Genomic DNA, 13490 nt, shown 5'->3' with positions numbered 1-13490 from the left:
CCGGCGGCCGAGTCGGGGTCGTCCGCCCGGTTGAGGTCGCCGCCCGCGGGTAGTGCGCGGTCATGCCCCAGCGATACGAGGACTACGACCGCGTCGCGATCGTCACCGGCGCGGACTCCGGCATCGGCAAGGCGTGCGCGGTGGCGCTCGCCGAGGCCGGCTACGACATCGGCATCACCTGGTACGGCGACCGGGCGGGCGCCGACCGCACGGCAACCGAGGTACGCGCCACCGGCCGCCGCTGCGAGACCGCCGAGCTGGACCTGACCCGGCTCCCCGGGTCGGCCGCGGTGATCGACGAGCTGGCCGACCGGCTCGGCGGGCTGGGTGTGCTCGTCAACAACGCCGGCACCGGGCTGTCCGAGCCGTTCGTGGACGTGAGCTGGGAGAAGTGGCGGGAAGTGCTGGCTGTCGACCTGGACGGGCCGTTCCTGTGCTCGCAGCGGGCCGCCCGGCGGATGCGCGCGGCCGGACGGGGCGGCCGGATCATCAGCATCACCAGCGTCCACGAGCACGCGCCCCGGGTCGGCTCGTCCGCGTACTGCGCGGCCAAGGGCGGGCTGGGCCTGCTCACCAAGGTGATGGCGCAGGAGCTGGCGGCCGACGGCATCACCGTCAACGCGGTCGCCCCGGGCGAGATCGCCACCCCGATGACCGGGCAGGAGGACGTCGACCCGTTCACGCGGGAGCGTCCCGGGGTGCCGGTCGGGCGTCCGGGTGACGCGCGGGAGGTGGCGGCTGTGATGGCTCTGCTCGCCTCCCCGGCGGCGGCGTACGTGACGGGGGCGTCGTGGGCGGTGGACGGGGGGATGCTGTTGATGGGTCCGCAGGCTTCTGCTCTTTCTTCCGATTCTTGGCGTTCCGTGTAGGTCCGTTTTGGGTCACCGTCCCGGCTGGGTCACCGTTCAGGGCCGGGGGCGACCGTGCCCGGCTCCGGGCGGTCAGGCTTGATCCCTGCGCCGGGCACGGTCGCCCCCGGCCCCGTCGTGGGTCAGGTGCGTTCGTTGCTGCCGGGTTCGGGGGTGGCTCCCACCGCCGCATCTTCTTGAGAGCTTGTGGGCTCGTGCTCCGGGTAGTGGCAGGCGGTTTGTTGGCTGCCGCCGTCGCGGGTGGTCAGCGCGGGTTCTTCGGTGGCGCAGTGGTCGGTGGCTTTCCAGCAGCGGGTGCGGAAGCGGCAGCCTGATGGTGGGTTGAGTGGGGTGGGGACGTCGCCGGTGAGGCGGATGCGTCCGGCGGGGCCGAGGGCTGTGACGTCGGGGATGGCGGACAGCAGTGCCCGGGTGTAGGGGTGCTGGGGCCGGGTGTAGATGGTGTCGCGGTCGCCGATCTCGACGATCTTGCCGAGGTACATCACGGCGACGCGGTGGCAGAAGTGCCGGATGACGGCGAGGTCGTGGGCGATGAACACGAACGCCAGGTCGAGGTCGCGTTGCAGGTCGCGCAGCAGGTTGATGACCTGCGCCTGGATCGACACGTCCAGCGCCGAGACCGGCTCGTCGGCCACGATCAGCTTCGGTTTGAGCGCCAGGGCGCGGGCGATGCCGATGCGCTGGCGCTGCCCGCCGGAGAACTCGTGCGGATACCTGTTGTAGTGCTCCGGGTTCAGGCCGACGAGTTCGAGCAGCTCCTGGACCCGTTTCTTGACCCCGCCGGGTGGGGTGATCCGGTTGACCTGCAACGGCATCGCCACGATCCGCCCGACGGTGTGCCGCGGGTTCAGCGAGGCGTACGGGTCCTGGAAGATGATCTGCAGGTCCTGCCGCAGCGCGCGCAACTCACGCCGCCCGCCGTGGGTGATGTCCCGCCCCGCGAACTCGATCGACCCGGCGGTGGGCTCCAGCAGACGCACCAGCATCCGCCCGGTCGTGGTCTTCCCACACCCCGACTCCCCCACCAGCCCGAGCGTCTCCCCCGGTCGCACATCGAAGTCCAACCCGTCCACCGCCCGCACCGCACCCCCCGCGCGCAGGCCCTGCCGCACCGGAAAGTGCTTGGTCAGCCCGCGTACCCGCAGCAGCGGCTCGCCCGCGAGCCGGGCGGTGCCGCCCGGGTCGCTCCCCGTCCCCGAGACGGCCACCACCGCCGCCTGCTCGTTCGTCACACCGTTCATCGGGCCACTCCCACCTGTGCGACCTCGTCGCGATAGATCCGCTCCCGCGCCGCGACCGGCAGGTGACACGCCACCAGATGACCCGGCGCACCAGCAGGGCCCAGCTCCGGGATCTCGGTGCGGGACCGGTCGCCGTTGACGTCGGCGTACCGGCACCGCGGGTGGAACGCGCACCCCGACGGCAGATTGATCAGACTGGGTGGGTTGCCGGGGATCGGCACCAGGTCCGCGTCCGCGTCACCGTGCAACGACGGCACACTCGACAACAACCCCCACGTGTACGGATGCTGCGGCGCCCGCAACACCCGCTCCACACTCCCGTGCTCCACCGCCCGCCCGCCGTACATCACCAGCACGTCATCAGCGACCTGAGACACCACACCCAGGTCATGGGTGATCAGGATGATCGCCGAGCGGAACTCCTCCTGCAGATCCGCCAGCAGATCCAGGATCTGCGCCTGCACCGTCACGTCCAACGCCGTCGTCGGCTCGTCAGCGATCAACAGATCCGGATCGTTCACCAACGCCATCGCGATCATCGCCCGCTGCCGCATCCCACCCGAGAACTCGTGCGGATACTGATCGAACCGCTTCGCCGGCTGCGGAATACCGACCCGGTCCAGCATGTCCACCGCCCGAGCCCGCGCCTCCCGCTTCCCGGCCCTCGGATGGTGCACCCGGTACGCCTCGGCAATCTGCTTCCCCACCGAGTAGTACGGATGCAACGCCGACAACGGATCCTGAAAAATCATCGCCATGTCCCGGCCCCGCAACCGACGAATCTCCTCCTCGGCCAGCCCGACGAGCTGACGCCCACCCACGGAGATCTCCCCCGAGATGGTCGTCCGCTTCGCGTTGTGCAGACCCAGGATCGCCAGCGACGTGACACTCTTGCCGGACCCGGACTCGCCCACGATCCCGAGCGTGCGGCCCCGCTCGACAGCGAACGACACGCCGTCCACGGCCTTGACCACGCCGTCCTCGGTGTCGAACCGCACCCGCAGATCCGTGACCCGCAGGTACGGGTCCTCGCCGCGTCGCGGCGCCGGAAGCTCCACCATGTCCGATCCCTCCCGTCAGCTCAGCCGGACCCGCGGGTCGATCACCGCGTACAGCACGTCGACGACGATGTTGGCGACCACGATGAACACGGCCGCCAGCAGCACCGTCGCCATCACCACCGGCAGGTTGAGGAACTGCACCGCCTCCACTGTCGCCTTGCCGAGACCCTGGAGGCCGAAGATGGTCTCGGTGATGAACGTGCCGCCGAGGCTGGTGCCGATGTCCAGCCCGGCGATCGTCACGATCGGCGTGATCGCCGCCCGCAGCGCGTGCCGGGTGTGCACCTGCCGCGCGGGCAGCCCTTTCGCCCGCGCGGTGCGGATGAAGTCCTCCGACAGGGTCTCCAGCATCTGGGCCCGGGACAGCCGGGCGTACAGCGCCGAGTTGAGGAAACCCAGCGTCATCCAGGGCAGCAGCAGCCCGGCCGCCCATCGGGCCGGACTCTCGGTCAGCGGCGTGTAGCTGGGGAACGGCAGCAGCCCGGTGGAGTAGACCAGCAGGTAGAGCAGGATCAGCCCGAAGAAGTAGACCTGCATCGACGCGCCGGCCAGCGTGACGCCGATGGCGGCGCGGTCGAACGCCGTACCCCGGCGCAGCGCCGACACCATGCCCAGCGAGATGCCGATGCCGAGCCAGAGCACCGCGCCGCCGAGGACGATGCTGAACGTCACCGGGGCGCGCTGCGCGACGATCTCGGTGACCGGCTGGTTGTTGCGGAACGAGTAGCCCAGGCAGGGCGCCGGGCAGTCCTGCCGGAAGTCCCCCTCGCCGTAGGTACGGCCGGCGAAGACACCCCCGACGAAGTCCGCGTACTGCCGGGGCAGCGGCTGGTCGATGCCGAGCCGGCGCTCGACCTGGGCGATGTCCTCGGCGGTGCAGTTCTTGCCGCACATCACCTTCGCCGGGCTGCTCGGCACCGCGAAGAAGAGACCGAACGTGACGAGGCTGATGACCACAAGGGTCAGGGCGGCGACGAGCAGCCGCCGGACGACGAAACGGAACACGGGAGCACCTCCCCCGGGTGGGGCGCGGGGACGGCCAGCCGTGACTGCCGTCCCCGCGCGGCTGTCACTTCTTCACGTAGATGCCGTTGAGCGAGATGATCCCGAACGCGTCGCTGAGGAAGGCGTTGCCGACCTTCGAGCCGTGCAGCTCGTAGGTGGCGTCGTAGTAGCAGGGCACGACCGGCGCGTACTTCTCCATGATCATGCGGTCGAGCGCCATCCAGCCGGCGTCCTGCTCCGCTGCGGGCAGGGTGCGGATCCGGTCGATCTCCGCGCTGACCGACGGCTCGTTGAGGTACGACAGGTTCTGGTTGCCCTCGGCCACGATCTCCCGTCCGTCGTAGACCGGCGGGATGACTGTGGAGCCGGTGGGCCAGTCCGAGCCCCAGCCGGTGAGGTAGAGGTCGTAGGGGTTGTCCTTGCGGCCCACCTCGTCGTAGTAGCTGCTGTTGTCGATCGGCTTCATCACGATGTCGAAGCCCATGTCGGTGAGGTTCTTGCGCAGCGCCTCGGCCTGCTGGGTGCGCAGTTCCAGGCTGGAGTGGGCGAGCACCAGCTTCGGCCGCTTGCCGGCGAGCAGCTCGGCGGTCCTGGCCTTGTCGCCGGTGACCGGGGCGTTGAACACGTCGTACGGGACGAAACCGGCGGTGGTGGGTGACATCAGCGTGGTGGCCGGTGAACCGGCGGCCTGCCCGCCGAGGACCTTGAGTAGGGCGTCCTTGTCGACCGCGTAGTTCAGCGCCCGCCGTACGTTCAGGTCGGTGACCCGCTGGGTGTTGATGCTCAGCACCCAGTTGTACTGCGTCGGGCCGCGGACCACCCGGTCGGCGACGCCGGCGCCGGTGGTGCGGGGCAGCACCGACGGCGGAACGTCCGACCAGCTCAGCGCCGCCTGATCGGCCGGCCCGTCGGCGACCAGGCGCTCGGCGATCTGGGCCTGCTCCAGGCCGAACGTCATCCGGATCGCGTCCGGGTACGCGTTGCGGATCGGGTCGGTCGCCGGGTCCCAGTTCGGGTTGCGTTCCAGCTCCAGCGACACGTCGCGCTGGTAGGACTTCACCCGGTACGGGCCGGACGAGAACGGCCGCAGGTCGTAGTTGGCGCGGGTGTCCTTGGCGGCGGGCACCGGCGCGCTGGTGGGCAGCGCCGCCGCGTACGGCAGGTCGCAGTGCGGCTGCGGGAACGTGAACCGGATGGTCCGGTCGTCGGGTGTGGTGACGCCGTCGGGCACCGGCTTGCCGCCGTCGTACGGTCCCTTGTAGGTGGCGTTGTACGCCCCGCCCGGGTAGAGCCACTGCTGGATGTAGTGCGGGCCCTCGTTGAGGTTCGCCGCGAACGAGCGGGCGAGACCGTGGGCGACGTCCTTGCTGCTCACCGGCGTGCCGTCCTCGTACTTCACGCCGTCGCGCAGCGTGAACTCCCAGACCTTGCAGTCGCCGTCGACGTCCTTGCCGGGGTTGGTGGCCAGGTCGCCGACGAGCAGCAGCTTGCCGGTGCCGTCCTCCTTGTAGCCGTTGAGCGGGCGGTAGAGCATCCCGCCGGCGACCTGCTGCACGTTGACGTAGTTGCGGGCCGGGTCGAGGTGTTCGAAGTCGGCCGGCTGCATGACGGTGAGGGTGCCGCCCCGGGACGCCCCGTCGACGGGCTTCGCCGGGCCCTGGTTGTCGGCGGCCTCGTACGAGATCGAGCCGCTCTGGGTCTTGGTCTTCTGGTCGTCGCCGCCGCCGTCGTCGGGGGTGGGGTTGCAGCCGGCGGCGACCAGCGCCGCCGCGGCGAGGACACCTGTCAGTGTCCGGGTTCGTGCGCGCACGGTGTGCTCCCTTCGTGCCCGGCGGCCCCCGCCGGCCGGGCGTGTGATGGCCGTGGGGACTACCGGGTGGAGCGGGGATCCAGCGAGTCGCGCAGCGCGTCGCCGAGCAGGTTGAACGCCAGGACCAGCAGGAAGATCGTCAACCCGGGGAACAGGGTGTACCAGGGGTCGCTCGCGACGTAGCCGATGCTGTTGAAGATCATGCGGCCCAGGTCGGGCGTCGGTTCGGTGACGCCGATGTTGACGAACGCCAGCGCCGCCTCGATGGCGATGAACTGGGGCACCATCAGCGAGACGGTGACCAGGATCGGCGCCCAGATGTTCGGCAGCAGCTGCCGCAGCAGGATGTGCGCGGTGCCGGCGCCCGCGGCCCGGGCCGCGTCGACGAACTCCCGCTCCCGCAGCGAGATCACCTGCCCGCGGACCAGACGCGCGGTGTACGTCCAGCTGAACAGGCCGAAGGTGGCGACGATCAGGGCGACCCGGAAGGCCGGCGACGGCGACTCCCGGTCGGAGTAGAAGCGGTCCTGGAGGATCGGGATGACCGCGAGCGCGAAGATGAGGAACGGGAACGCCAGCGTGAGGTCGATCAGCCAGTTGACGAGGCTGTCCAGCCAGCCCTTGGCCCATCCGGCGAGCACACCTACCGCGACCCCGATGCACGAGGCCAGCAGTGCTGAGGTGAACGCGATGAACAGGGACGTCCGAAGACCGTAGACCAGTTGCATCAGGATGTCCCGTCCACTGCCGGGTTCGAGTCCCAGCCAATGATCGGAACTGATCCCGCCGGCGTACCCGATCGGCATTCCGAAATCGTTCAACCGGTCGACGAACTTGTCGGTCGGGTCGATTCCGGTGAGCCGTCCCAGCACCGGCGCGCCGAGCGCCACCACTGCGGCGACGGCGAGCGTCAGGGCGCTGGCCCGGGCCGTACGGTCCCGCTTGAGCCGCAGCCAGGCGAGCTGGTTCGGTGACCGGCCGACGAACTCGTCGGTCCGGCCGGCGGGCTCCGGGCCGGCCTGGATCTCCGGGACGGAAATCGTCGCGTCGGCGGCCGGGGTCCGGGGCGGCGGGTGTGAGAGATCGCTCATGAACAGTCCCTCCGACGGGGGCGAAAACGCCCTGCCACCCGACGGTAAAGGGATACGGAGCACCGGACAGAATCGTTACGGTAACGGCCGTTCCGGTTGTCATCCATTGACAACGATCCGGCGTACGGAATGCATCGGCGCAATAACGGACCGATTCGGTTGTCAGCCGTTCAGGCAGGCGTCACGCTTATTCGGAATGCGTTTGCGCGAGGCGCGGAAGCGGTTGTCAGCCGTTCGGGCATTCCCGTGCACCGATGTCACACCGGACGCGCGGCGCGGCCGACTGGTGTAACACTTCGTGACTCTTCGCGTTCACACCGTCCACCTAGGGTTCTCGGCGGCCCGGTTCGCACGACGGACCGGGGCACCCATCGGCTCCGCACCCCGGGGCCCCGACGGAAGGACCACCCATGCCCTTCGCCCGACGTACCGCCGCGCTGGCCCTGGCCGCCGCGCTCGGCGGCCTCGCCGCGCCGGCCTCCCCCGCCCACGCCGCGCCGCGCCCCGGCCCGCAGACGCCCTCGGTGCTGCTGCTCACCGTCGACGACGGCGCCGGCGTGCGCGCCACGGTGCTGACCTGCGGGCCGACCGGCGGACTGCACCCCGACCCGGTCACCGCCTGCCGACTGGTCGCCCGCGTGAACGGCGACCTGGACGCGCTCGACGTGGACGGCGCGCCGTGCACCTCCCAGTACGCCCCGGTCGTCGCCCGCGCCGCAGGCTTCTGGCAGAACCACCCGATCTCCTACACGCGAACCTTCGCCAACCCCTGCCTGATGCACCGCAGCACCGCGACCCTCTTCACCTTCTGACGCCCGCCTTCCCTTTTCCCGTTGATCATGAGGTTGGCGGCGTTCCCGGTCCGTTTTGTCGCCGTCAACCTCATGATCGACGGGGTGGGTGGGGTGGGGTGGGGGTGGGGGGTGGTGGCCGGAGGGGGACACTGTGCAGGTGGACGGGGGTGCTGGGGACGTGCGGACGGTCGGTGGCAGGCGGGAGCTGCGGGCGGACTGCTCGCGCTGCGCGGGCGTCTGCTGCGTCGCGCCGGCGTTCGCCGCCTCGGCAGACTTCGCCATCGACAAACCGGCCGGACGGCCCTGCCCGAACCTGGGCGCCGACTTCCGCTGCGGCATCCACACCGAGCTGCGGCAACGCGGCTTCCCCGGCTGCACCGTGTTCGACTGCTTCGGCGCCGGCCAGCACCTCACCCAGCACACGTTCGCCGGACGCGACTGGCGCGCCGACCCGGCCACCGCGCAGCGGATGTTCGACAGCTTCGCGGTGCTGCGGCCCCTGCACGAGCTGCTCTGGTACCTCACCGAGGCGGTACGTCTGACCCCGCCCGGCCCGCTGCGCGACGACCTGGACGCAGCAGTGGACGAGACGGGCCGGCTCACCGACGGCACCCCGGCGGAGCTGCTCGCGCTCGACGTGGACGCGCACCGGGACCGGGTCAACCGGCTCCTGTCCCGCGCCGCCGACCAGGCCCGTGCCGGGCGGGCCGGCCAGGACCGCCGGGGCGCGATGCTGCTCGGCGTCGACCTGCGCCATACCCCGCTGGCCGGGGCGAACCTGCGCGGCGCCTGCCTGATCGGCGCCGACCTGCGCGGCGTACGGCTCGGCGCCGCCGACCTGACCGGCGCAGACCTGCGCGGGGCCGACCTACGCGGCGCGGACCTGAGCGAGTGCCTGTTCACGCACCAGTCGCAGCTCGACGCCGCTCGCGGCGACCACCGCACGGTGCTGCCGCCGGGACTGCGCCGCCCGGCCCACTGGTCCCTAACGCTGACCCCGACGGGCTCCCGCCCGCGCCCGCGCCGCCGCCGCTGACCCGCCGACCCTGCCCCCGCCGTCCCGCGCCGTCGACCCCGCTCACGCTGAACCCGGCCCGCCCGCGCATCGGCACCGCACCCCCACACCACGTTGATCAAGGAGTTTGTGTCCACTTCAGTCCGTTACCAGGCCACAAACTCCTTGATCAACGTGGAGAAGGGGGCCGAGGGCGGAGGGGTTTGGTGGGGGTGGGGTGGGGTAGGCGGCGCGGACGACTGTTGGCCGACGGGAGGGGCACCGGTGGGGTATCGGGCACGCGACGGTCAGGAGCCGGTCGACCCGGCGCACGCCGAGGACGAGGCCGGGCAGGTTCCGCTGGTGCAGACGGCCGCGGACACCGACGTGCCGGCGCCCGCTCCCGGCGCGCCGAAACCGGACGAGGTGACCGAGGACGACGGCTCGGGCATGGCGGGCGGCGCATCCGGCAGCAGCTCGGGCGGCTCCTCGATGCCGACCCACCCGGACGCGGCCCGCGGACCGGACGCCGCCCGCTGAAACGGGCGCGAGCCACGGAACCGACGCAGGCCACCGACCGGGCACACGCCACCGGACGTTTGCCGTCACCCGCTGCGGGCAGGAGTGCGACATGACCAGTGAAGAGTCCTTCGGCCGCGCGGCCGGCGACGAACCCGACGGCGCCACCGCGTACGAGGCGTCCCTGCGCCCGCCGGGCGAGTCCCTGCACACCACCGACGACACCGGTGACGACTTCGCCGACCTGCCCGCGGAGGACCGCCGGTCGGCACGGGAGGTCAGCCGCGCCGGTTACGACGTCGAGGCCGTCTCCGGCACCGGCGACCCGTCCGAGGAGCCGGAGGAGATCGAGGAAGGCCGCCCGCTGCGCTGAGCCGTGCGCGGGGCGGCGGCGACGCCGCTCCGCGCCTCGGTCATGCCCCGGTTCGCCAGCGCGTCGGCGCGTTCGTTCTCCGGGTGCCCGTTGTGGCCCTTCACCCAAAGCCAGGTCACGTCGTGCCGGGCGCAGGCCGCCTCCAGCGCCTGCCACAGGTCGGCGTTCTTGACCGGCTGCTTCGCTGCGGTCAGCCAGCCGTTGCGCTTCCACGAGTTCAGCCAGCCGGTGATGCCGTTGCGCACGTACGTGCTGTCGGTGTGCAGCCGTACCGTGACCGGGCGGGTCAGGCTCTCCAGCGCCCGGATCGCGGCGGTCAGCTCCATCCGGTTGTTCGTGGTCGGGGTTGCCTCGCCGCCGCACAGTTCCCGCTCGTGCCCGCCCCAGCGCAGCACCGCGCCCCAGCCGCCGGGCCCGGGATTGCCGCTGCACGCGCCGTCGGTCCAGATCTCCACGACCCGGCCGGTCTCCGCCTCCGCCATGTCCGGCAACCTACCGGGTACGCGAGTACGCGGGACCACCCGACCCGCCGCGCGCGGCTAGCGTGCGGGCATGACCACTCCCCCGGACTTCGCCACGCTCTGCAACTTCCGTGACCTCGGCGGCTGGCGGACCGGCGACGGCCGCACTGTCGCCCGGGGCCGCCTCTACCGCTCCGACTCGCTGGCCAAGCTGGCCGGTGATGATCTGGAACGGTTCGCCGCGCTGGGCGTGCGCACCGTCATCGACCTGCGGTACCCGTGGGAGATCGCCGACCGCGGCCGGGCACCGGAGAGCCTCGGCGTCACCTGGCACAACCTGAGCATCGAGCACCGGCCGTACGTGCAGGCCGACATCGACCTCGATGTGGACCCGTGGCGCTACCTGGCCGACCGGTACGCCGAGGTGGCCGAGGACGGCGTGGTCGAGCTGCGCCGGGCGATCGAGGTGATCGCGGACGGCGAGCACCCACTGGTGTTCCACTGCGCGTCCGGCAAGGACCGCACCGGGCTGCTCGCCGCGCTGGTGCTGTCAGTGCTCGGCGTGGACGACGACCAGATCGCTGCGGACTTCGCGCTCACCGAGCACGCCACCGAGCGACTGGTCGCCGAGTGGCGGGACCGCAACGGCGGCGCGACGCCGGGCTGGCCCGCGTACGGGCGGGCGCCCGCGGAGATCATCCGGCTGGTGCTGGCCGACCTGCGGGCCGCCCACGGTTCCGTGCACGGCTACGTGACCGGCCGGCTCGGTGTCGACGCGCGGACGATCGACGCGCTGCGCGCCCGGCTGCTCACCGGCGACACGAGCCCGCTGCCGACGCAGGGCACCACCGGCAGCACGCCGACGACACTCGCCCGCTGAGCGAAAAGTGGACGACGGCGGCGCGGCGGTCTGGCACGCTGCGGGATCGTGGACACGCGGTGGGACGGCCTGCGGGCCGAGGTACGGGACACGATCGGCGAGCTGGTCTCCTCCGGGCGGGAGGCCGGCGTGCAGGTGGCCGCGTACCTGGACGGGGTCGCGATCGTCTCCGAACACGCAGGGCTCGCCGACACCATCACCGGCCGGCCGATGACCGCCGACACGCCCGTGCACGCGGTCTCCACCGGCAAGGGACTCACCGCCACCGTCGTGCACGTGCTCGCCGAGCGAGGGCGGCTCGACTACGACCTGCCGCTCGCCGCGGTGTGGCCGGAGTTCGCCCGGCACGGCAAGGACGGCATCACGCTGCGGCACGTGCTCACCCACACCGCCGGCCTGCCCGCGCTGCCCGCCGACGTCACGCCGGAGGACTTCACCGACTGGGCGCGCATGTGCGACCTGCTCGCCGACGCGCGGCCGCTGTGGGCACCCGGCGAACGGCTGGCGTACCACGCCTGGACGTGGGGCTGGCTGCTCGGCGAAGTCGTCCGGCGGGTCACCGGCGCGCCGGTGTCGCGGGTGCTCGCCGAGGAGGTGGCCGGACCGCTCGGCGTGGAGCGGGAGCTGTTCCTCGCCGTACCGGAGGCGGACCTGCCCCGGCTGGCCCGGCTGGAGGACGCCGGCCTGTCGACCCTGATGACCTGGGCCGGGGCGAACCTGCCGCACTTCGACGCGGTCGCCCCACCCGGCGTGCGCCCGGACACCGTCATCGGCTCCCGCCCCGACGTGCTGCGCGCCGACGTGCCGTCGGTCGGCACGATGAGCGCCCGCGCCGTGGCCCGGATGTACGCGGCGCTGCTCGGCCCGGTCGACGGGGTGCGGCTGATCTCCGCCGGGCGGATGCGGGAGGTGTCCGCCCCGGCGGCACGCGCCCAGGAGTGGGTGTTCGGGCAGGAGAGCACGTTCGGCCTCGGGTACGCGGTCGAGGACGACGGATCGTTCGGCGCCGCCGGCAGCGGCGGCAGCCTCGCGTTCGCGTACCCGGAACTGGGTTTGACTGTGGCGGCGGTGCGCAACCGGCTCGGCACGGGCGACGGCGACCCGATGGAGCAGCTGCGGACGCTGGTGCGCGACCGGGTTGCCGAGGCGACCGGCCACCGAGACTAGCGGCGCAGGCGGGCGCGCAATCGGCCGGCCGCGTCGCCGAGCACCGCGCCGGTCATCGGCAGCAGCGGGCTCGACCGCATGACGGCCAGGTCCTCGACCGGGCTGGTCACGCCGTCGAGGAACCGCAGCACCCGCTCCGGCGGGTTGCGGTCGAACAGCCGCTCGAAGAACTCCACCCCACCGACGTGCCCCCGGTCCAGCGCGCGCAGCGCCACCGCGTCCATCCACAGGTGCCGCCCCGGGTACGCGGGCGCCGGCACCGGCGGGCGGCCGGCGGCGAGCGCCCGCGCCACCTGGTCTGCCTGGCGCAGCATCGCGGAGAACGTGAACCCGGTGGACGGTCGGGTCGCCCCACCGGCGGTGCCCAGCCGCACCACCCGAGGGCTCGGGCGGGACTCGAACGGGCCGTCGGTCATCGGGATCACGCCGTCCTCGACCTCCCGCACCCGCAGCGCGGACAGGTCCAGCCCGAGCAGGTCGGCGTACCCGCGCAGCGCCGCGTCGTAGCCCGCGTCGTCGAGCAGCTCCGGCCCGAACTCGGTGTACTCGACGAGCGCGAACCGGTCGTCGACAGGCAGCACGTACCCGAAGGAGACGCCGCGCTGCGGCTGCGGAGTGCGGAAGTCCATCAGCACCGCCCGCTGCCTGTCGAACGTCGGCCGGTCGGCGGCCAGCCACCAGCCGCGGAAGTGCTGCAACCAGCTGGTGCGCCCCGGTCGTTTCGGCCGCCGGGGCCGCGAGTCGAGCACCCACCCGGCCCGCACCAGGTCCCGCCCGTCCGGGTCGCGGACCGTGACCCGCTGCCCGTCGTCGTGCAGCTCCCCCGCCGGGGCGCTGATCCGGACCGCGTCCAGCCGCCGCTCGGCCTCGGCAGCCCGGTCGTAGACCGGGGCGGAGCGGAGCATGGCGTACCGCAGGGGGTTGAGCGTCAGGACGCGGCGGCCGACGGGCGTGACCACGTCGACCTGCGACCAGCTCGCGCTCAGCAGCGGGTCCAGGTCGTCGCCGGGCAGGCCCCAGAACGCCCAGGTGCGGTCCTGGCCGCGCTTGTGCACCGGGTCCACCACCGCGACCCGCAGCCCGGACACGCCGTGCCGGTCCAGCGCGGCCAGGACCAGGGACGCGGCGCCGCCGCCGCCGACCAGCGCGAGGTCGACGTCGACCGCTGAGGATGCCTGCACCCGACCACGCTGTCACATCGGCGGGCGCGGTCACCGGCCGACCC

Annotated in this window: 14 protein-coding genes; 7 read left to right on the top strand and 7 right to left on the bottom strand. The window is 72.3% G+C overall.

The window, feature by feature from the left end:
• The first annotated feature begins 62 nt into the window (after window positions 1-62).
• Window positions 63-869, top strand: coding sequence for an SDR family oxidoreductase (locus AMK25_RS17305; protein WP_073829405.1), 807 nt, complete (start codon window positions 63-65; stop codon window positions 867-869).
• A gap of 122 nt (window positions 870-991) precedes the next feature.
• On the opposite strand, the gene AMK25_RS17300 is transcribed toward AMK25_RS17305, so the two are convergent.
• From AMK25_RS17300 to AMK25_RS17280, 5 genes are all read right to left on the bottom strand, one after another.
• Window positions 992-2110 carry an ABC transporter ATP-binding protein gene (locus AMK25_RS17300; protein WP_241826392.1) on the bottom strand — a complete coding sequence of 373 codons (1119 nt, stop codon included), beginning with the start codon at window positions 2108-2110 and terminating at the stop codon, window positions 992-994.
• A complete protein-coding gene (locus AMK25_RS17295; RefSeq protein WP_073829404.1) occupies window positions 2107-3171 on the bottom strand; it encodes an ABC transporter ATP-binding protein in 1065 nt (354 codons plus the stop codon). Before AMK25_RS17295 ends, AMK25_RS17300 begins: the two co-directional genes overlap by 4 nt.
• A 15-nt stretch (window positions 3172-3186) precedes the next feature.
• Window positions 3187-4176 carry an ABC transporter permease gene (locus AMK25_RS17290; RefSeq protein ID WP_073829403.1) on the bottom strand — a complete coding sequence of 330 codons (990 nt, stop codon included), beginning with the start codon at window positions 4174-4176 and terminating at the stop codon, window positions 3187-3189.
• 64 nt (window positions 4177-4240) lie between these two features.
• On the bottom strand, window positions 4241-5986 hold the full coding sequence (locus AMK25_RS17285; RefSeq protein ID WP_073829402.1) for an ABC transporter substrate-binding protein: 1746 nt from the start codon (window positions 5984-5986) through the stop codon (window positions 4241-4243).
• Window positions 5987-6045: 59 nt separating this feature from the next.
• Entirely contained in the window at window positions 6046-7077 is a 1032-nt protein-coding gene (locus AMK25_RS17280) for an ABC transporter permease (protein WP_083664752.1), read from the bottom strand.
• Window positions 7078-7487: 410 nt separating this feature from the next.
• Between AMK25_RS17280 and AMK25_RS17275 the strand changes: the two genes are divergently transcribed.
• From AMK25_RS17275 to AMK25_RS17260, 4 genes are all read left to right on the top strand, one after another.
• The gene (locus AMK25_RS17275) at window positions 7488-7889 is read left to right on the top strand and encodes an SSI family serine proteinase inhibitor (RefSeq protein WP_073829401.1); all 402 of its coding nucleotides are present in this window, start codon (window positions 7488-7490) and stop codon (window positions 7887-7889) included.
• Window positions 7890-8028: 139 nt separating this feature from the next.
• Window positions 8029-8907 (top strand): pentapeptide repeat-containing protein, encoded by an 879-nt coding sequence (locus tag AMK25_RS17270; RefSeq protein WP_241826391.1) that lies wholly within the window; start codon window positions 8029-8031, stop codon window positions 8905-8907.
• Window positions 8908-9150: 243 nt separating this feature from the next.
• Window positions 9151-9405, top strand: coding sequence for a preprotein translocase YidC (locus AMK25_RS17265; protein ID WP_073829399.1), 255 nt, complete (start codon window positions 9151-9153; stop codon window positions 9403-9405).
• A gap of 91 nt (window positions 9406-9496) precedes the next feature.
• Window positions 9497-9757, top strand: a complete 261-nt coding sequence (locus tag AMK25_RS17260) for a hypothetical protein (RefSeq protein WP_073829398.1) — start codon at window positions 9497-9499, stop codon at window positions 9755-9757.
• Here AMK25_RS17260 and rnhA read toward each other — a convergent pair.
• Window positions 9676-10239 carry a ribonuclease HI gene (rnhA, locus tag AMK25_RS17255; RefSeq protein ID WP_073829397.1) on the bottom strand — a complete coding sequence of 188 codons (564 nt, stop codon included), beginning with the start codon at window positions 10237-10239 and terminating at the stop codon, window positions 9676-9678. The genes AMK25_RS17260 and rnhA overlap by 82 nt on opposite strands.
• A 70-nt stretch (window positions 10240-10309) precedes the next feature.
• Here rnhA and AMK25_RS17250 point away from each other — a divergent pair, with 70 nt between their 5' ends.
• Window positions 10310-11098, top strand: a complete 789-nt coding sequence (locus AMK25_RS17250; RefSeq protein WP_073829396.1) for a tyrosine-protein phosphatase — start codon at window positions 10310-10312, stop codon at window positions 11096-11098.
• A 48-nt stretch (window positions 11099-11146) separates the two neighbouring features.
• Entirely contained in the window at window positions 11147-12265 is a 1119-nt protein-coding gene (locus tag AMK25_RS17245) for a serine hydrolase domain-containing protein (protein WP_198937565.1), read from the top strand.
• Here AMK25_RS17245 and AMK25_RS17240 read toward each other — a convergent pair.
• Entirely contained in the window at window positions 12262-13446 is a 1185-nt protein-coding gene (locus AMK25_RS17240) for a lycopene cyclase family protein (RefSeq protein ID WP_073829394.1), read from the bottom strand. The two genes, AMK25_RS17245 and AMK25_RS17240, sit on opposite strands and share 4 nt — an antisense overlap.
• Window positions 13447-13490 lie beyond the last annotated feature (44 nt).

Origin of the sequence: Micromonospora sp. TSRI0369 (genome assembly GCF_001905625.1) — a bacterium.
GTDB classification, from domain to species: Bacteria; Actinomycetota; Actinomycetes; order Mycobacteriales; family Micromonosporaceae; genus Micromonospora; species Micromonospora echinospora_A.
The sequence above is the reverse complement of the archived record's forward strand: the minus strand, read 5'-3'. Positions and strand labels throughout refer to the sequence as shown.